16 protein-coding genes and 1 tRNA gene are annotated in these 16,389 nt (G+C 66.5%); 9 read left to right on the plus strand and 8 right to left on the minus strand.

Features of this window, described 5'->3' with window-relative positions:
- Positions 1 to 5 precede the first annotated feature (5 nt).
- Positions 6 to 743: a histidine utilization transcriptional repressor HutC gene (hutC, locus tag ABQZ09_RS12755; RefSeq protein WP_162183144.1), complete on the plus strand. Its 738-nt coding sequence runs from the start codon at positions 6 to 8 to the stop codon at positions 741 to 743.
- Positions 744 to 1,035: 292 nt separating this feature from the next.
- Here the strand turns inward: hutC and ABQZ09_RS12760 are convergent, their stop codons facing one another.
- The 3 genes from ABQZ09_RS12760 to ABQZ09_RS12770 all read right to left on the minus strand — a co-directional run bounded on the left by ABQZ09_RS12760 (position 1,036) and on the right by ABQZ09_RS12770 (position 3,370).
- Positions 1,036 to 2,022, minus strand: a complete 987-nt coding sequence (locus ABQZ09_RS12760) for a restriction endonuclease (protein WP_349777053.1) — start codon at positions 2,020 to 2,022, stop codon at positions 1,036 to 1,038.
- A 349-nt stretch (positions 2,023 to 2,371) separates the two neighbouring features.
- A complete protein-coding gene (locus ABQZ09_RS12765) occupies positions 2,372 to 2,929 on the minus strand; it encodes a phasin family protein (RefSeq protein WP_039412647.1) in 558 nt (185 codons plus the stop codon).
- Between the two features lie 165 nt (positions 2,930 to 3,094).
- Entirely contained in the window at positions 3,095 to 3,370 is a 276-nt protein-coding gene (locus ABQZ09_RS12770; RefSeq protein WP_039412646.1) for a polyhydroxyalkanoic acid system family protein, read from the minus strand.
- A 235-nt stretch (positions 3,371 to 3,605) separates the two neighbouring features.
- On the opposite strand from ABQZ09_RS12770, the gene ABQZ09_RS12775 reads away from it, so the two are divergent.
- The gene (locus ABQZ09_RS12775; RefSeq protein ID WP_349777054.1) at positions 3,606 to 4,412 is read left to right on the plus strand and encodes an FHA domain-containing protein; all 807 of its coding nucleotides are present in this window, start codon (positions 3,606 to 3,608) and stop codon (positions 4,410 to 4,412) included.
- Here the strand turns inward: ABQZ09_RS12775 and msrQ are convergent.
- On the minus strand, positions 4,354 to 5,010 hold the full coding sequence (gene msrQ / locus ABQZ09_RS12780; protein ID WP_349777055.1) for a protein-methionine-sulfoxide reductase heme-binding subunit MsrQ: 657 nt from the start codon (positions 5,008 to 5,010) through the stop codon (positions 4,354 to 4,356). The genes ABQZ09_RS12775 and msrQ overlap by 59 nt on opposite strands.
- A gap of 95 nt (positions 5,011 to 5,105) precedes the next feature.
- On the minus strand, positions 5,106 to 6,074 hold the full coding sequence (gene msrP / locus ABQZ09_RS12785; protein ID WP_039412641.1) for a protein-methionine-sulfoxide reductase catalytic subunit MsrP: 969 nt from the start codon (positions 6,072 to 6,074) through the stop codon (positions 5,106 to 5,108).
- 176 nt (positions 6,075 to 6,250) lie between these two features.
- Here msrP and serC point away from each other — a divergent pair, with 176 nt between their 5' ends.
- The 3 genes from serC to aroA all read left to right on the plus strand — a co-directional run bounded on the left by serC (position 6,251) and on the right by aroA (position 10,072).
- Positions 6,251 to 7,336 (plus strand): 3-phosphoserine/phosphohydroxythreonine transaminase, encoded by a 1,086-nt coding sequence (gene serC, locus ABQZ09_RS12790; protein WP_039412638.1) that lies wholly within the window; start codon positions 6,251 to 6,253, stop codon positions 7,334 to 7,336.
- 66 nt (positions 7,337 to 7,402) lie between these two features.
- Entirely contained in the window at positions 7,403 to 8,644 is a 1,242-nt protein-coding gene (gene pheA, locus ABQZ09_RS12795; protein ID WP_349777056.1) for a prephenate dehydratase, read from the plus strand.
- Between the two features lie 111 nt (positions 8,645 to 8,755).
- Positions 8,756 to 10,072 carry a 3-phosphoshikimate 1-carboxyvinyltransferase gene (gene aroA / locus ABQZ09_RS12800; protein WP_184557092.1) on the plus strand — a complete coding sequence of 439 codons (1,317 nt, stop codon included), beginning with the start codon at positions 8,756 to 8,758 and terminating at the stop codon, positions 10,070 to 10,072.
- Here the strand turns inward: aroA and ABQZ09_RS12805 are convergent.
- Together ABQZ09_RS12805 and ABQZ09_RS12810 are read right to left on the minus strand one after the other, a co-directional pair.
- Positions 10,056 to 10,523, minus strand: coding sequence for an energy transducer TonB (locus tag ABQZ09_RS12805; protein WP_349777120.1), 468 nt, complete (start codon positions 10,521 to 10,523; stop codon positions 10,056 to 10,058). The genes aroA and ABQZ09_RS12805 overlap by 17 nt on opposite strands.
- Before the next feature lie 351 nt (positions 10,524 to 10,874).
- The gene (locus ABQZ09_RS12810) at positions 10,875 to 11,537 is read right to left on the minus strand and encodes an energy transducer TonB (protein ID WP_349777057.1); all 663 of its coding nucleotides are present in this window, start codon (positions 11,535 to 11,537) and stop codon (positions 10,875 to 10,877) included.
- A 111-nt stretch (positions 11,538 to 11,648) separates the two neighbouring features.
- Here ABQZ09_RS12810 and serS point away from each other — a divergent pair, with 111 nt between their 5' ends.
- Positions 11,649 to 12,929: a serine--tRNA ligase gene (gene serS / locus ABQZ09_RS12815; RefSeq protein WP_184557096.1), complete on the plus strand. Its 1,281-nt coding sequence runs from the start codon at positions 11,649 to 11,651 to the stop codon at positions 12,927 to 12,929.
- Positions 12,930 to 13,276: 347 nt separating this feature from the next.
- Here the strand turns inward: serS and ABQZ09_RS12820 are convergent, their stop codons facing one another.
- Complete coding sequence (locus ABQZ09_RS12820; RefSeq protein ID WP_349777058.1) at positions 13,277 to 13,855, minus strand: FMN-dependent NADH-azoreductase; 579 nt, start codon at positions 13,853 to 13,855, stop codon at positions 13,277 to 13,279.
- 100 nt (positions 13,856 to 13,955) lie between these two features.
- Here ABQZ09_RS12820 and ABQZ09_RS12825 point away from each other — a divergent pair, with 100 nt between their 5' ends.
- From ABQZ09_RS12825 to ABQZ09_RS12835, 3 genes are all read left to right on the plus strand, one after another.
- Positions 13,956 to 14,972, plus strand: coding sequence for a LysR family transcriptional regulator (locus tag ABQZ09_RS12825; RefSeq protein ID WP_003485786.1), 1,017 nt, complete (start codon positions 13,956 to 13,958; stop codon positions 14,970 to 14,972).
- A gap of 356 nt (positions 14,973 to 15,328) precedes the next feature.
- Positions 15,329 to 15,418 (plus strand) — tRNA-Ser (locus ABQZ09_RS12830).
- 355 nt (positions 15,419 to 15,773) lie between these two features.
- Positions 15,774 to 16,379, plus strand: a complete 606-nt coding sequence (locus ABQZ09_RS12835; RefSeq protein WP_349777059.1) for a DUF488 domain-containing protein — start codon at positions 15,774 to 15,776, stop codon at positions 16,377 to 16,379.
- Positions 16,380 to 16,389 lie beyond the last annotated feature (10 nt).

Below are 16,389 nucleotides of genomic sequence, written 5' to 3' on the forward strand. Positions count from 1 at the left end.
CCGCTTTGACCGCCACCCCCATCGCCGCGCCCGGCACCTTGCACCACCGCATCCGGCAGGATCTGGAGCAACGCATTCATAGCGGCGACTGGCCGCCCGGGCACCGCATCCCGCCCGAGCACGAACTGATGGCGCAGTACGGCTGCTCGCGCATGACCGTCAACAAGGTGCTCGGCCTGCTGGCCGACGCCGGCATGATCGAGCGTCGCCGCCGCACCGGCTCGTTCGTGGCGCGCCCGCATCCGCATCTGGAGCAGGTGGCGCTGTCGATCCCGGATATCGAAGTGGAGATGACCACCCGCGGACATCGCTACACGTTTTCGCTGTTGTCGCGGCGGCTGCGCAACGTGCGCCCGCGCGTGCCGCAGGAGCGCGCGCTGGGCAGCATCGGCAAGCTGCTCGCGCTGGACAGCCTGCATCTGGCCGATGGCAGCCCGTTTGCGCTGGAACAGCGGGTGATCGATGTCACCACCGTGCCCGAGGCCCTGGACCAGCCATTCACCACGCTCGCTCCCGGCAGCTGGCTGTTGCGCAACGTGCCATGGACGCGTGCCGAACACCGCATCAGCGCAGTCAGCGCCGATGCCGCGCAGGCACGCAGCCTGCAGGTGGACGAAGGCGCGGCCTGTCTGGTGATCGACCGCCACACCTGGCGTGGCGAGCAACCGGTGACCTATGTGCGCCAGCTGTTCCTGGGCGGCTCCTACGATCTCGTGGCGCGGTTTGCGCCGGGCATGCGCTGACGCTGTACTGGAGCCTCGCGCGCGCCTCCCGCGTAGTGCCTATCGCGTTGCAGAACGCAGTCGCTGCAACGCCGGTGTGCACGGCGGCTTCGAGAGCCCGGCTCGCCTGACACAGTTGTCGTAAATGGCGGGTCGCTGCATGCGCGATGAGGGGAGGCGCGTCGCAGTCATCGCCCAGCCCAGCCCAGCGCAGCGGGGATCAGTGTGGGATCGACTGGACTCGCGCGTGCCCACGCCCCACGCCCCGATATGTTCACCAGCGGGGTGGCAGACCATCGCGGTCCATCCCGCATCAGATCGTGGTGCATTGTCGCCAGCGCACCGGCTCGTCCACGCCCGGTCGGGGGTTGAGCTGCACGCGCACCGTGCGCAGATAGGGGTAACGCTGCAGTTCGCGGCAGATCAGCGGCCATGCCGTGCTGTCGTCCACCGCACGATCCACCGCAAGCGTCGCCTGGGTGATCCAGATCCCGCGCACCAGGCCCGGCGTCTGCGCTAATGCCCTGGACACCTCGCGCCGATAGCCTTGCAGGGTCTCGGCATCCGGCTCTGCGCTGGTTGCCGTCGCGGCGCCGACTGGCGCTGCCGGCGCTGCGGGCTGTGCAGCGTTCATGGCGGCCGCAGCGGGAGGGCTCGGCGGCGTTGCGCTTGCCCGCGAAGCCGCAGCGGGCGGTGCCGGGTGTGGCTCGAGCGGGCGCAGTGCCAGCACCGCCACCAGGGCAAGCGTGGCCAGGGCGGCACCGGCAATGACGCTGTGGCGGAGCGCGCGCCGCCGCGCAAGGGTCACCACGCGGGTCTCCACATCGCCCGGCAGATAGGGTTTGAGCAAGGGCCACAGGCGCGTGCCGTCCAGCACTTCGATGGATTGCTTGTCTGCCGCAGCCAGGCCTTCGCGCTCCATGCGGCCTTCGGTCACCATCACCCCGCCGCCAGCGCCGGCCAGCCGTGCCATCGCCCCGAGTTCGTTCACCGCAGCCACGCCGATGCGATAGCCGCGGCCATGCTTGCAGGCCACCAGGCGGGTGCCGTGTTCGGTCTGCATCATGAAATCGGCGGTGGGCAGGCCATCCTGCGGTAGCTGGGTCGGTTGCCAGCCACGTTGGTCCTGCAGCACCCGCAGCACCACCGCGGAGAAGTCGCGCCAATGCAGGGCAGCCAGGGCACGGATGCCTTCGTCGGCTTCGTTGGCGCGACGCCGCACCAGCCAGAAGTAAGCGCACACCGCCAACCAGAGCAGCAGTGCAGCCAGGAGCGCCAAAATCCAGGAAGGCATAAGCATCAAGCGAAGGGATGGCGCGTATTACGAGTCGATGCGCCTAGAAGAATCCTTCGTGCCGGATTCGTCAATGGATCGCGGGCGGTGATGTCATGAGCCGTGACCCAGGCAACGAAAGACCCGCCAGTCCGAAGCCGTGAGGGGAGGGGAGCAAACGGACTTCGTGATACAGGACTGGCGGGTCGTTCCCGATTGTCTGTAAAACCATGCTGCTTTGCAACACGGCGGCGGGGCGGCTATCGCATGGCCCCGGTGCGGTCCGGGGCGACCTGGCTGCGCAGGACGTCAGCTATCGACGGGCGCCGGTGCGACGCCCTGCATCCCGTGCACCAGGCCGACCCCTTCCCGCAGTTCACTCCCCGTCGAAAGCCGCCGTATTGCCGGTCTGCGAGGTGCCGGCGGTGGTGCCTGCACTGGTCGTCTCGCTGCTGGCAGCCTGCGCGGCCTGATTGGCCGTGCGGTTGGCCCGTTTGGTCGCGGCGGTATTGGCCCGCACCTGTGCCTTCAGCGACTCCACTTCACGGCGCAGAGTTTCCAGCTCTTCCTGCTCGGGGATGTTGAGCGTGCGCAGCACGCCCTTGACGCGCTCGTCGAAGGCCTTGCCCAACTTGTCCCAGCCGCGCACTGCGGTATCGCGTGCCTGCTCGAACTGGGTTTCCACTTCTTCGCGCAGCTCGTCCACGCCTTCGGCCGCCTTGCGCTGGCCGGTGCGCTCGTAGGCAGCGCCCTCGCGCACCAGCGAGTCGAACAATTTGCCGCCTTCGCTCTGCACGCGGCCCAGCGCGCCGAGTCCCGCCAGCCACACGGTCTGCGCCGATTCGCCGAGCCGGCGCGAGATCTGCTCTGCCTGGGCCTGGAAGCCCGACGCCGTGTGGTCGCGATTGCCGTTCTGGTCGTATCCGGTCGTCATGGAATGCTCCTGTCGATTGCCAAAGTGACGTTGCGTTCACCCTAGTGCCGGTCCTGCATCGGGCAGGTGAAGCGCCACCCGATCAGGCCTGGCCCAAGCATCCGCCCATCGCATGCGGGGCGGGTGACTTGGCGCTGAAGCGGCAAACCTGCGCGCAGCGCTGGCTCAGGCGAGTTTTTCCGCCAGCAGGCGGCGGATTTCCGATTCCACCATCGGCTGCACGGCCGACAGCAGGAAGCCGAGCTCGGCCGTCACGTGTACCTGCTGCGGCAGTAAGGTGATCGCGCCATCCACACCCGCACGGGCGATGCGCAAGGTGTCGCCTTCCCAATGCGAGGCGACGCCGTAGCGATCGGTCAGCTTGCGCGCCGCCTCGTCGATCGCCGCGCGGGCCTGGGCCGGCGGCAGGGAATGGTCGTGGCGGATATCGATGCTGGACATGAGCTGCCTGGGTGAGACGAAAGTAGGCGCGCATTGTGCGCATGCGCGCGTCCGGCTCCAAGTGCAGCCGCTCGCGCCGCGCTCCAGGCGGCATCGTGGAGATATATACGTCGGTGCCGATGCGCACATTTCCAGCGCGTAGGCCTCGTTGCACAACAGCCTGCCGCCGCTCTCCGGCGGTGTGCAGAGTGCCGGGTTGGCCGCTGCTGGCGGCAAACCTGCTAGGCTGCGGCGGGTGCGCGACCTGCAAGTTCATTTCACCCACCGGCAGCAGCCGGATCATTCCCTCACGCCCGGTGTCCACCGGATCGTCCGCCATGCCTCCGGCAGCGTGCGGGTGGTCGCCGATGCGCAGGGTGCGCTGCTGTTGGCGCAGTTCTGCCTGGACCAGCGTGGCCTGTGGCTGCAGGTGGCCAATGGCATCCGCGGCATTCACGTCAACGGACGCCCGGTGCGGCGCATGGCCTTGCTGCGTCCCGGCGATGCGATCTACGCCGACGGTGTGGAGATGCTGTTGCGCAGCGCGCCGTCGAGCGCGCCGGCCAACGATGCGCCGGAGGACAATGCCGGCCTGAGCGAAGTTTGCCTGCTGCTGCGCGGGCTGGGCGGGCGCCATCACGGACGCAGCTTCACCCTGGACCGCTCACGCCTGGTCGGCAGCGACCCGGCGTCGGACATCGTCATCGACGACCCGGCGTTCGCCGCCCAGCACGCGCGCCTGGAACGCCATGGCGACCGCGTGCTGATGCGCGACCTGGGGTCGGAAGAGGGCAGCTGGATCAATGGCGTGCAGGTGCGCGATGGTTGGTTGCAGGCCGGCGACCAGGTCGTGTTCGATGCGCGTCACCGCTTCGTGGTGGAAGTCCCGCGCATCCATCACGGCACCACCTGGGACATTCCCGATTCCGAACCGCCGCCGCCGCGTGCCACCGCCGCGCCGGCGCGCGCCCCGATGAAGGTCGCACGCTGGCCCTGGCTGCTGCTCAGCGCGGTGTTGCTGGCGGCGGCGCTGAGTGCCTTGCTGTGGTTCGGCGCGCGCTGAGCTTTTTCCAGATCCGCCAGCCCAGCAGCACGGCCAGGATGCCGGCATACAGTGCCGGTTCGCGGATGTCGGACTTCACCAGCCACCAGAAATGCAGCACCGCCAGCACGCCGATCGGATAGATCAGCTGGTGCAGGCGGCCCCAGTTGCGCTTGAGCCGGCGCATCCAGCCCTGGGTCGAGGTGATCGCCAGCGGCAGCAACAGCAGCCAGGCCGCAAACCCCACCGTGATGTAGGGACGCTTGAGAATCTCTTCGAAGATCTGCGTCCAGAAACCGCGCAGGTCCAGGGTCAGGTACACCAGCAGATGCACGCTGGCGTAGAAGAACGCGTAGAGCCCCAGCATGCGGCGGCAGCGAATCACAACCGCCTGGCCGGTGAGCTGACGCAACGGCGTGAGTGCCAGCGTGATCAGCAGAAACCGGAGTGCCCACAGACCGGTGCGATGCTCGATCTCGGCCACCGGGTCGGCGCCCAGTGCATCGCTGCCGTTCTGCCACACCTGCCAGAACTGCCAACAGAGCAGCGCCATCGGCGCCAGTGCGGCAACGTGTACCGCAGTCTTTGCGGCGATCAATGCAATGGAGGTCTTGGCCATGCCATCTCGAAGAGGGGAGCGACGCCGCGTGGGCATGAAGCGTAGTAGCGCACCCGGGCGCGACTACGGCTGGTGGATATCGGAGTGAGTGTTGCCTAGAACCACTTCTTCAGATCCATGCCTGCGTACAACGACGCCACCTGATCGGCATAGCCATTGAACGGCTTGGTCGCAATGCGCTCGGCAAACAGCTTGCTGGCAGTGCCGGCGATGCGGCGCTCGGTCTTCTGGCTCCAGCGCGGGTGGTCCACCGCCGGGTTCACGTTGGAAAAGAAGCCGTATTCGGACGGCTGCAGATCGTGCCAGGCGGTCTCGGGCATCTTCTCGACGAAGCGGATCTCCACGATCGACTTGATGCTCTTGAAGCCGTACTTCCACGGCACCACCAGGCGCAGCGGCGCGCCGTTCTGCTGCGGCAACGGCTTGCCGTACAGGCCGGTGGCCAGCAGGGTCAGCGGGTGCATCGCTTCGTCGATGCGCAGGCCTTCGCGATACGGCCAGTTGATCGAGCGATAGCGCACACCCGGCATCTGCTGCGGGTCGGCCAGCGTGGTGAACGCCACGTACTTGGCCTTGGAGGTCGGCGCGAAACGCTTGAGCACCTCGCCCAATGGCACGCCGGTCCACGGGATCACCATCGACCAGCCTTCCACGCAACGCAGCCGGTAGATGCGCTCTTCCGGCGTGACGCCCTTGAGCAGTTCATCCAGCGACAGGCTGCCGGGCTTTTCGCATTCGCCGCCCACTTTCACCGACCACGGCGACAGCTTCAGTGTCTTGGCGGCCTTCGACGGGTCGGTCTTGTCGGTACCGAATTCGTAGAAATTGTTGTAGCTGGTGACATCTTCCAGCTTGGTCAACTCCTCGGCGGTGCGAAATCCGCTGCGCGCCTGCGCCGGGGTCACCACCGTCTTGGGCGGTGGCGGCGGGTCGGCCTCGGCGCAACCGGCCACACCCAGTGCCGGCGTCAGCGCAAGCAGTTGCAGCAGCCGACGACGGTCGCGGTAAACGGCCTCATCGGTGATCTCGCTGGAGGGCAGGTTGAAGGCAGTGCGAAACGACATGGCAGGCTCCGGCAGTGGCTGCAGCGTGAGAGTAGCCGACCGGGGCAGAAGTTCGTCCCGCGGCTGTCACTACGTTACGTCAGGCTCAGTCAAAAGGATGCAGCTGCAACTTTTTTGCCCGCTGCCAAGGCCGATGCGCTGCGGCATACTAGAAGGCTAGCTCGACAAGGTGTGCCATGACACGCGCGTTCAATTTCAGTGCCGGCCCTGCGACATTGCCGGAATCGGTCCTGCGGCAGGCGCAGGCGGAGATGGTCGAGTGGAATGGCGTTGGTGCCTCGATCGTTGAAATCAGCCATCGCAGCGCGGATTTCATGGCGGTCGCGGCCGCGGCCGAAGCCGATCTGCGCACCTTGCTGTCGATCCCCGACGACTATGCCGTGCTGTTCACGGCCGGTGGCGCGACCACGATCCAGGCGCTGCTGCCGCTGAACTTCGCCGCGCCCGGCCAGGCGGCCGACTATGTGATCAGCGGTCACTGGGGCAAGACCGCGATCAAGCAGGCGGCACCTTACGTAGACGCACGCATTGCCGCCGATGCACAGGCGGGCAGCTTCACCGAGATTCCGCCGGTAGCCAGCTGGACCTTGTCGCCGCACTCGGCCTATGTGCACATCACCGCCAACGAAACCATCCACGGTGTCGAATTCCGTGAGACACCGGATGTGGGCACACTGCCCTTGTTTGCCGATTTCAGCTCATCCATTGCGTCCGAGCCGCTGGATATCTCGCGTTACGGGCTGATCTATGCCGGTGCGCAGAAGAACCTCGGGCCGGTGGGGATTTCGGTGCTGATCGTGCGGCGCGACCTGCTCGAGCGCGCCGGGCAGCCGCGCGCCGACATCTTCAATTACGCCTCGCATGCGGCACGCGATTCGATGCTCAACACGCCGCCAACCTGGAACTGGTATCTGCTCGGGCTGACCGTGAAGTGGATGCTGGAGCAGGGCGGGGTGACCGAATTTGCGCGGCGCAACGCGGAAAAGGCCGGCCTGGTGTATGCGGCCATCGATCGTTCCGGCGGCTTTTATCGCAACCTGGTCACACCGGCGGTGCGCTCGCGCATGAACATCCCGTTCTTCCTGCCGGACGAGCAGCTGGATGCGTTGTTCGTGAGCGAATCCAAGGCCGCCGGGCTGCTTGCGTTGAAGGGCCACAAAGCCGTCGGCGGTATCCGTGCATCGCTGTACAACGCGATGCCGGTGGCCGGTGCGCAGGCGCTGGTGGCCTTCATGCACGACTTCCAGCAGCGTCACGGCTGAGTCCAACTTCGACCGCGGCGCATGCCGCGCAGGCGCGTGCGCCGTCTTTTCAAGGAATGCCCAGCGATGGCACCCAAGTCCAACAAGCCCAAGGCCGCCAATGGCGGCAAACACAGCCCGAGCATGTCTGCCGATACGTCAGCGCGTGCGCCTGGCAGCAAACCTGCCAAGGTGGCTGCCAAATCCGTCGCCAAGCCGGCCAAGGCCGTCGCCAAGCCTGTCGCGGCCGCACCGGTGCTGGCCGATGTGCGCGCCAAGATCGACGAGATCGACCGCAACATCCAGGCATTGATCGCTGAGCGCGCCAACTTCGCGCACCAGGTCGGCAAGGCCAAGGGCAAACTGGCAGCGGCGGTGGACTACTACCGCCCCGAGCGCGAAGCGCAGGTGCTGCGCATGGTGGTGGACCGCAACGAGGGCCCGCTCAGCGATGAAGTGCTGGTGCACGTGTATCGCGAAATCATGTCTGCGTGTCTGGCCCAGCAGGAGCCATTGAAGATCGGTTACCTGGGGCCGGAAGGCACCTTCAGCCAGCAGGCCGTGCTCAAGCATTTCGGTCGCTCGGCGGTGGGTCTGCCGATGGCGACCATCGAGGAAGTGTTCCAGGAAGTGGAAGCCGGCAATGCCGATTTCGGCGTGGTGCCGGTGGAGAATTCCGGGCAGGGCACCATCCAGGTCACGCTGGACATGTTCCTGACCTCCAACCTGAAAATCTGCGGCGAAGTCGAACTGCGCGTGCATCAGTATCTGCTCTCGCGCAACGGCCGGCTGGACGACATCGAGCGCATCTATGCGCATTCGCAGTCCTTCGCGCAGACCGCCGGCTGGTTGCGGTCGCATCTGCCCAAGGTGGAGAAGATTGCGGTTTCCAGCAACGCCGAGGGTGCACGGCGCGCGCGTAACGCCGAAGACGCTGCGGCGATCGGCGGCGAGAGCGCGGCGCACGTGTATGGCCTGAAGAAGGTCATCATGAAGTCGATCGAAGACGACGACGACAACACCACGCGCTTCCTGGTGATCGGCCGGCAGATCTTTCCCTCGTCCGGGCACGACCGCACCTCGGTGCTGGTGTTCATCCATGACAAGCCGGGTGCGTTGTTCGATGTGCTCAGCCCGTTCGCACGCCACGGCATCAGCATGAACCGCATCGAGTCGCGGCCCTCGCACCAGGCCAAGTGGGAGTACGGCTTCTTCATCGATCTGGTCGGCCATGTGGAAGACGAGGCGATGAAGCAGGCACTCGCCGAGCTGGAAGCGCATTCGGCACAGATCAAGGTGCTGGGGTCGTATCCGGTGGCGATTCCCTAGGCGCACGAACAGCCGCCGCCATCGGCGCGTTGCGTTGGTGTCGGCAACGCCGCCCTCTTTCAAAGCGCATCGCCACCGCCTGTGGCGATGCGCAGCATTCGGATGATTCGCATGAGCAACAGCACGCAACACTGGATCGCCCGGCAAGGCAGCGCCTTGCGTGGCACCTTGGCCATTCCCGGCGACAAGTCGGTCTCGCACCGTGCGGTGATGTTTGCCGCGCTCGCCGATGGCGTCTCGCAGATCGACGGCTTCCTCGAAGGTGAAGACACGCGCTCTACCGCGGCCATTTTCGCCCAGCTCGGTGTGCGTATCGAAACGCCATCGGCGTCGCAGCGCATCGTGCATGGCGTCGGTGTGGATGGCCTGCAGCCGCCGTCCGAGGCGCTGGACTGCGGCAACGCCGGCACCGGCATGCGGCTGCTGGCCGGCGTGCTTGCCGCGCAGCGCTTCGACAGCGTGCTGGTCGGTGATGACTCGTTGTCCAAGCGGCCGATGCGGCGGGTGACCGGCCCGTTGGCGCAGATGGGCGCCAGGATCGACACCCAGGATGACGGCACGCCGCCGCTGCGGGTGCACGGTGGCCAGGCATTGCAGGGCATTGCATTCGTTTCGCCGGTGGCCAGCGCCCAGGTCAAGTCGGCGGTGCTGCTGGCTGGCCTGTACGCACGGGGTGAGACCTCGGTGACCGAGCCGCATCCCACACGCGACTACACCGAGCGGATGTTGTCGGCGTTCGGCGTGGAGATCGATTTCGCTCCCGGCACCGCGCGTCTGCGCGGCGGCCAGCGACTGCGCGCCACCGATATCGCGGTGCCTGCCGACTTTTCGTCGGCGGCGTTCTTCATCGTGGCTGCCAGCATCATCCCCGGCTCGGAGGTCGTACTGCGCGCGGTGGGATTGAACCCGCGGCGCACCGGGCTGCTGGCGGCGCTGCGCCTGATGGGCGCCGACATCACCGAAGAACGTCATGCCGAACACGGCGGCGAACCGGTGGCCGACCTGCGCGTGCGCTATGCGCCGTTGCAGGGCGCGCAGATTCCCGAGGCCCTGGTGCCGGACATGATCGATGAGTTTCCGGCCTTGTTCGTGGCTGCAGCTGCGGCAAGCGGACAGACCGTGGTCACCGGCGCTGCCGAATTGCGGGTCAAGGAATCGGATCGGCTGGCGGCCATGGCCACTGGCCTGCGCACGTTGGGCGTGCAGGTCGATGAAACGCCGGATGGCGCCACCATCCACGGCGGCAGCATTGGCAGCGGCGTGATCGAAAGCCACGGCGACCACCGCATCGCCATGGCGTTCGCCATCGCCGGCCAGCTGTCCACCGGCAGCGTGCAGGTCAACGATGTAGCGAATGTCGCGACCTCGTTCCCGGGGTTCGACACCCTGGCGCGGGATGCCGGCTTCGGGCTCAGCGCGCTGCGCTGAAGTCCACCGGCACCTGCACGCTGCTGATCACGGCATGGCCATCGCGCGTGGCCGGCGCGAAGCGCCACTGGCGCAGACTGTCGCTCACCGCCGCATCCAGGCGCGGGTCGTTGCTGCCGGTGCGTTCGACAATGACAACCTCGCGCACCCGGCCTTGCACATCCAGCTGCAGGCGCGCGGTACGGCTGCCCTGGATGCCGGCGCGCGCCAGTTCGGCGGGATAGCTGGGCATTGCATTGCCGGGTAACGGTTGGGCCTCGATGCTGGGGGTGGCCGCGCGTGCTGGTGCATGCGCCACCATGGTCATCGCGCGGGGGCCATCGGCACTGGGCAGAATCTGGCGGCTCGCGACGGGAGCGGGGCCGGTATCGGTCGCAAACGACTCGTCGCTATGCCGGTTCCACCACCAGGCCGGGATTACCACCAGCAGAGCCAGCAGCGTCGCCCACAGCCATGGCGAGGCGCCGTCGTCTGTCGCATCTGGCCCCCGGCCCGTGACAGGTGGAGCGCGGCGCGACATCGCCGGCGCCTGGGGCGTTGAAGGGTTCGAGATGAAGGACATGGCAGACCTCCTGGCGCATCTTGGGGATGACGCGGCCAGTCTGGTCGGCACTGCCTGAGGCGCAGCTAAGGCGCGGGGCCCGGCGGCGATTGCCGGCGTGCAGATGTTCAGGTTGGTGACAGTGGCGACCGCTGCATCCGGGTGATGGCCGTGCAGGGCTCGATCAGTGGATATCGACGGCCGTCGTGCGCACGATCAGCAGTACCGGGCGATGCTGATCTGCGTTGCCGTCAGTGGCGCTTACTGAGCAGGCTTGAATTCGAACGGAACATCCAGGCTGCCGGCCACCGGCTGGCCATTGCGCTGGGCCGGATGGAAGCGCCAGTGGCGGACCGCTTCCATCGCTGCGCGGTCCAGATCCCGTGACCCGCTGCGCTGCACCAGGGTGACGCCGCCGGGATTGCCGGCGGCATCCACGTCCACGCGTACCACCACATCGCCCGCATCGCCACGCCGCAACGCAGCGGAGGGATAGCGCGGCGGCGGCATCTGGCCCTGGACCGGCACCGGGCGGTTGCCGCCGGCCACCGGGGCCGAGGCCGGCGCTGCGGTTCCTGGTGCACCGGGGACGGCCTCTTCCGGGAGTGGTGCGGGCGGAGCCGCCGGCGCGGTGTCGACCAACGTGGGCGTCTCTGCGGGCGGCTTGGCCTGTGGCATGTCGCTGGCGCCATCCTGGGCGGGCAGCGGCGCTGGCAGCGGTTGAATGGCGTCATCCGCCGCCGCCGGCGTGCCGGCGGTCGGTTGGGTGGGGGAGGCCTTGTAGAAATCGTCCTTGCGGCCGGTAGCCCATACCAACAGGAACAGCAGCAGGCCGGCAGCGAACGCGATACCGGCAATTTTCAGCGTGTGGCGGGGTAGGCGCAAAACGATCTGGCGGTCGGACGCAGGGCGGGGCGCGGGCATAGGGCTCACCTGAAGGATCGCCATAATTCTTGCATAGCCCCGGTGAATCGATCGCAGCAGGTGGCGGAACAGGCGATAATCTCGCGCTCCTCACCGACACACAGACTTCCGATGCTAGATCCGGCCCTGCTTCGCCAACATCCCGCCGACCTTGCCGAGCGCCTGCGCAGCACCCGCAGTTTCTCGCTGGACACTGCGGAACTGGAGTCGCTGGAAAGCGAGCGCAAGCGCATTCAGGTGCGTACGCAGGAACTGCAGAGCCAGCGCAATGCCAAGTCGAAGGCGATCGGGCAGGCCAAGGCGAAAGGCGAGGATGTCGCCGCGCTGATGGCCGAGGTGGCCGGGTTTGGCGATGAGCTCAAGGCGTCGGAAGAGGCGCTGGATGCGATTCGCGCCAAGCTCGACACCATTGCGTTGGGGCTGCCCAATCTGCCGGCAAGCGACGTGCCGCTGGGCAAGGACGAAGGCGACAACGTCGAGCAGTCGCGCTGGGGCGCGCCGCGACAGTTCGATTTTGCGGTCAAGGACCATGTGGAACTTGGCGCGCCGCACGGCTGGCTGGACGGCGAGACGGCGGCCAAGTTGTCGGGCGCACGCTTCACCGTGCTGCGCGGGCCGATCGCGCGCCTGCACCGCGCACTGGCGCAGTTCATGCTGGACCTGCATGTGGGTGCGCACGGCTACGAAGAAACCAACGTGCCGCTGCTGGTCAATGCCGATTCGATGCGCGGCACCGGGCAGCTGCCGAAGTTCGAAGACGATTTGTTCCAGACTGAAGTGGGTGAATCGCGCCGCTATCTGATCCCCACCTCGGAAGTGCCGCTGACCAATATCGTGCGCGACGAGATTATCGATGCCGAGCGCCTGCCGCTGCGCATGACTGCGCATTCGATGTGCTTTCGGGCCGAGGCCGGCAGCGGTGGTCGTGATACGCGCGGCATGATTCGCCAGCATCAGTTCGAGAAGGTGGAACTGGTGACGGCCTGCGCGCCGGAGGACAGCGATGCCGAACACCAGCGCATGACGCGCTGCGCCGAGGTGGTGCTGGAACAACTCGGTCTGCCCTATCGCAAGGTGCTGCTGTGCACCGGCGACATGGGCTTTTCGGCGATCAAGACCTACGACCTGGAGGTCTGGCTGCCGTCGCAGAACACCTATCGTGAAATTTCATCGTGCTCCAACTGCGGCGATTTCCAGGCGCGGCGCATGCAGGCACGCTGGCGCAACCCGGCCAGCGGCAAGCCGGAATTGCTGCACACGCTCAATGGCTCCGGCACCGCAGTGGGCCGCGCCATGATTGCGGTGATGGAGAACTACCAGAACGCCGACGGCTCGATCGATGTGCCGCAAGTGTTGCGCCCGTACATGGGCGGGATGGAAAAGATCGGTTGACGTCAATGCAGCCGGCGAGCGCTGTGCAGCGGTGGAGGCGTCGAGTGATCTCGGCATGCACACGCGCGGTCTGGAGTGATTGTTGGATCGGCAGCACGTACGCATTTGCACGAGCAAGTGCAGTGTCGCTTGCAGGCGAACGGTGCAGTTTCAGCGCGTAAAACGGGGCCAACAATGGCCCCGTTTTGCGTTGTACGCGGCTGGCTGGCCGTATGGCGCAGTGCCTGGCGCGCGTTATGGAAATCACGCAGCACGCTCAGGATCGCAATGCGTTGCGCCAAGCCAGTACGTCGCTATCACTCTTACGGTACGGGCGAGGGCATTGGCCTGCGTTTAGTGCTGCGCGCTTATGCCACTGTGCCTGCCGTCTGCTGCAGGCCAGCCAGCGCCTGCGCAATCGCGTCGCTGCGGTGCTGCGGCGAATACGCTACGCCTTCGGCGCGTACAAAGCTGACATCGTCCACGCCCAGGAAGCCGAACAGCTGACGCAGGTAGGGCTCCTGGAAATCATTGGTCGGGTCGGGGTAGATGCCACCGCGCGCGCTGGCAATGATGACGCGCTTGCCGCCGGCCAGGCCTTCCGGGCCGGATGCGGTGTAGCGGAACGTACGCCCGGCCACCGCGATGCGGTCGATCCATGCCTTGAGCGTGGAAGGGATGCCGAAGTTGTACATCGGTGCGCCGATCACGATGACATCGGCCTCCAGAAACTGCTGCATCGCCTGCTCGGCCACGGCCGCTTCGGCCGCGTCCGCCTGCGTCAATGACCTGCCGCTGAGGTGGGGGATTGGCTCCTGATCCAGATCGCGGTATGTCACCTGCAGCCCGGGGTGCAGCTGCTGCTGCTGCGCAACGGCGGTGGCACTGAGTTCCCGGCTGACGGAATTGGCGCCCAGGGCGCTGGAGTCGATGTGAAGCAGCTTCATGGCGAAGACCTGTGGCAAGCGGCAGCGCCGCGGGGATGCGCAGACTAGGTCGTTGCCCTGTTGGGATAAAGCTGGTTAAATATCACTTATCGTTCTATCCATGGATACCTGCGCCATGCACGACCTGAATGACCTGTACTACTTCGCGATGGTGGTGGACCACGGCGGCTTTGCCGCGGCCGAGCGTGCGCTTGGTATCCCCAAGTCGCGCCTGAGCCGGCGTATCAGCCAGCTTGAAACCGACCTGGGTGTGCGCCTGCTGCAGCGCTCCACGCGCCGCTTTGCGGTCACCGACGTCGGCACCAGCGTTCACCGGCATGCCCAGACCATGCTGGCCGAGGCCCAGGCCGCGCGCGAGGTGGTGGATCGTCTCAGCGCCGAACCGCGCGGTCTTGTCCGTGTGAGCGTTCCTGTCTCGCTTGCGCAGATCCAGTTGCCCAAGCTGTTGCCGGAATTTCTGGCCAAGTACCCCAAGGTGCGGCTGCAGCTCAATATCAGCAATCGCCGCGTTGATGTCATCAACGAGGGCTACGACATTGCGCTACGCGTGCGCTCGCGCCTGGATGACGACGGCAGCCTGGTGATGCGCAGCTTCGGCCAGGTGCAGGAGCTGCTGGTGGCCAGCCCGAAGTACCTGGACCGCGCCGGCCGTCCCAAGGACCCGAGCGAGCTGGCCAACCACACCACCATGAGCACCAGCGAAGACGAAGCGCACCAGCGCTGGGAGCTGCATGGGCCCAACGGCGAGATGCGCCGCGTGGACCTGCAGCCGCGCCTGGCCGGCTTCGACTTCCCGCTGCTGCAATCGATGGCGCGCGACGGCTTCGGCATCACCATGCTGCCGGAGACCGTGTGCGCCGAAGCGGTGCGCAGCGGCGAACTGGAAGTGGTGCTGCCGCACTGGTCGCTGCCGCAGGGCATCTGCCATGCGGTGTTCGCCTCGCGCCGCGGCCTGCTGCCCGCGGTGCGCGTGTTCATCGACTTCCTGGCCGAGCACCTGCCGCAGGAGATCGAACGCTCGCGCCTGGATTGCGGCGGCAACTGCGCCGAGCTGGCGGAAAAGCTCAAGCGCGCCGCCGGCACCGCGCCGCGCTTGGTGGTGGCGGAAGCCGGCTGAGTGCGACGTCTCCCGGTCGAGACTGGCTGACATCCCATTCGGGCGGTCCGCTGGCTGTTGGGAGACCGGAGCTCGGCTGCTTCGAAACGCTTGTCCGGGTGCGTGTGTGCTGAGGTGCGTCCGGCCAACTCGCAGCGTGTAGCGGCCGGCAGTGGCGCAGCAGGCTGTGCCAGCGAAAGGCGGCGGGCGTCATCGAGCAAAAAGCGCCCGGGCATGCGAGAATGCGCGCCCGGGAGCGATCCCGGGAGTGGTGGATCCGCACAAGATGTCCTTGCGGCCACCGTCAGGCGCCACCCGCGCAATGCGGGTCGCCAGCGTGACAGCCGATGCCTTCGGCGGTCATGCGCAGCAGCATCGGAGAGATGGCCGAGCGGTTTAAGGCACCGGTCTTGAAAACCGGCGAAGGGTCAAACCTTCCGTGGGTTCGAATCCCACTCTCTCCGCCACACGCTTCCACAAGTTGCTGAGGCGATGGACTTTTTTTGCAAGGTTCGCCGTCGTCCCATCTTCTATCCCATACGCAGCGCTATGGTTTCCGTGGGGGCTATTTCTCATCAGGCTGATCGCTCAGCAGCCTCGTCAACCGTGCACCGCAGGTGGTTATGTCGCCGGCGCTTGCAGCTGGACGAACGCTTCCAGGGCGATTTGAAGCAAGCAGCGCTCTCCCTGAGACGAGGAATCGCATGCGTGTGAAACAGGCACGCCCGCACTGCGCACGGCAGTGGGTCCGTGTGGGCATCACCTGGCATGGGCACTCGCGGTGATAGTGCTATACGGGCACTCCCTCAAGCCCCTGCCGCGATGCATGACACCTCACCCTTGATCAACACCAACGCGCCTGCGCAGCAGACGGCGGGCGATGCGGGCAAAACAGTCTGGACGGTCGGTCACTCCACCAGGACCTGGGAGGCGTTCGTTGCGCTGCTGAGCGCGCATGGGATTGAGGCACTGGTGGATGTGCGGCGTTTTCCGGGTTCGCGCCGCTACCCCTGGTTTGCCAGCGACACGATGGCGCAGGCACTGGATGCCGTATCGGTGCGCTATCTGTGGCTGCCCGAGCTTGGTGGCCGTCGCAAGGCGCAGGCGGGATCGCCGAATGGCGGGTGGCGCAACGCGGCGTTTCAGGGCTATGCCGACCACATGACCAGTGCCGAGTTCGCTGCCGGACTGGAGCAGGCGACGGCCATGGCACGGGAGCGGCGTACCGCGCTGATGTGTGCCGAAGCGCTATGGTGGCAGTGCCATCGCCGTTTGATTGCAGATCTGTTGCTGCACCGAGGGTGGCAGGTGCTGCACATCCTTGGCGAAACCACGGCGCAGCCGCACCAGCTGAATGCCGATGCGCGCCCGGTTGGGCGCGATCTGATCTATCCGCCGCGGCAGGTTGGTCTGTTTTCTGCCGAATAGGCGCCTGCGG

Origin of the sequence: Xanthomonas sp. WHRI 6106 (genome assembly GCF_040202405.1) — a bacterium.
Taxonomy (GTDB): Bacteria; Pseudomonadota; Gammaproteobacteria; order Xanthomonadales; family Xanthomonadaceae; genus Xanthomonas; species Xanthomonas cannabis.

What these genes read in the sequence shown, in the direction of transcription:
- ABQZ09_RS12835 (WP_349777059.1), top strand. Translation starts at nt 15,774, where the DNA reads ATGCATGACACCTCACCCTTGATCAACACCAACGCGCCTGCGCAGCAG.
- ABQZ09_RS12770 (WP_039412646.1), bottom strand. Translation starts at nt 3,370, where the DNA reads ATGTCCAGCATCGATATCCGCCACGACCATTCCCTGCCGCCGGCCCAG.
- ABQZ09_RS12810 (WP_349777057.1), bottom strand. Translation starts at nt 11,537, where the DNA reads ATGCCCGCGCCCCGCCCTGCGTCCGACCGCCAGATCGTTTTGCGCCTA.
- msrQ (WP_349777055.1), bottom strand. Translation starts at nt 5,010, where the DNA reads ATGGCCAAGACCTCCATTGCATTGATCGCCGCAAAGACTGCGGTACAC.
- ABQZ09_RS12820 (WP_349777058.1), bottom strand. Translation starts at nt 13,855, where the DNA reads ATGAAGCTGCTTCACATCGACTCCAGCGCCCTGGGCGCCAATTCCGTC.
- ABQZ09_RS12760 (WP_349777053.1), bottom strand. Translation starts at nt 2,022, where the DNA reads ATGCTTATGCCTTCCTGGATTTTGGCGCTCCTGGCTGCACTGCTGCTC.
- serS (WP_184557096.1), top strand. Translation starts at nt 11,649, where the DNA reads ATGCTAGATCCGGCCCTGCTTCGCCAACATCCCGCCGACCTTGCCGAG.
- ABQZ09_RS12825 (WP_003485786.1), top strand. Translation starts at nt 13,956, where the DNA reads ATGGATACCTGCGCCATGCACGACCTGAATGACCTGTACTACTTCGCG.
- serC (WP_039412638.1), top strand. Translation starts at nt 6,251, where the DNA reads ATGACACGCGCGTTCAATTTCAGTGCCGGCCCTGCGACATTGCCGGAA.
- msrP (WP_039412641.1), bottom strand. Translation starts at nt 6,074, where the DNA reads ATGTCGTTTCGCACTGCCTTCAACCTGCCCTCCAGCGAGATCACCGAT.
- aroA (WP_184557092.1), top strand. Translation starts at nt 8,756, where the DNA reads ATGAGCAACAGCACGCAACACTGGATCGCCCGGCAAGGCAGCGCCTTG.
- ABQZ09_RS12765 (WP_039412647.1), bottom strand. Translation starts at nt 2,929, where the DNA reads ATGACGACCGGATACGACCAGAACGGCAATCGCGACCACACGGCGTCG.
- pheA (WP_349777056.1), top strand. Translation starts at nt 7,403, where the DNA reads ATGGCACCCAAGTCCAACAAGCCCAAGGCCGCCAATGGCGGCAAACAC.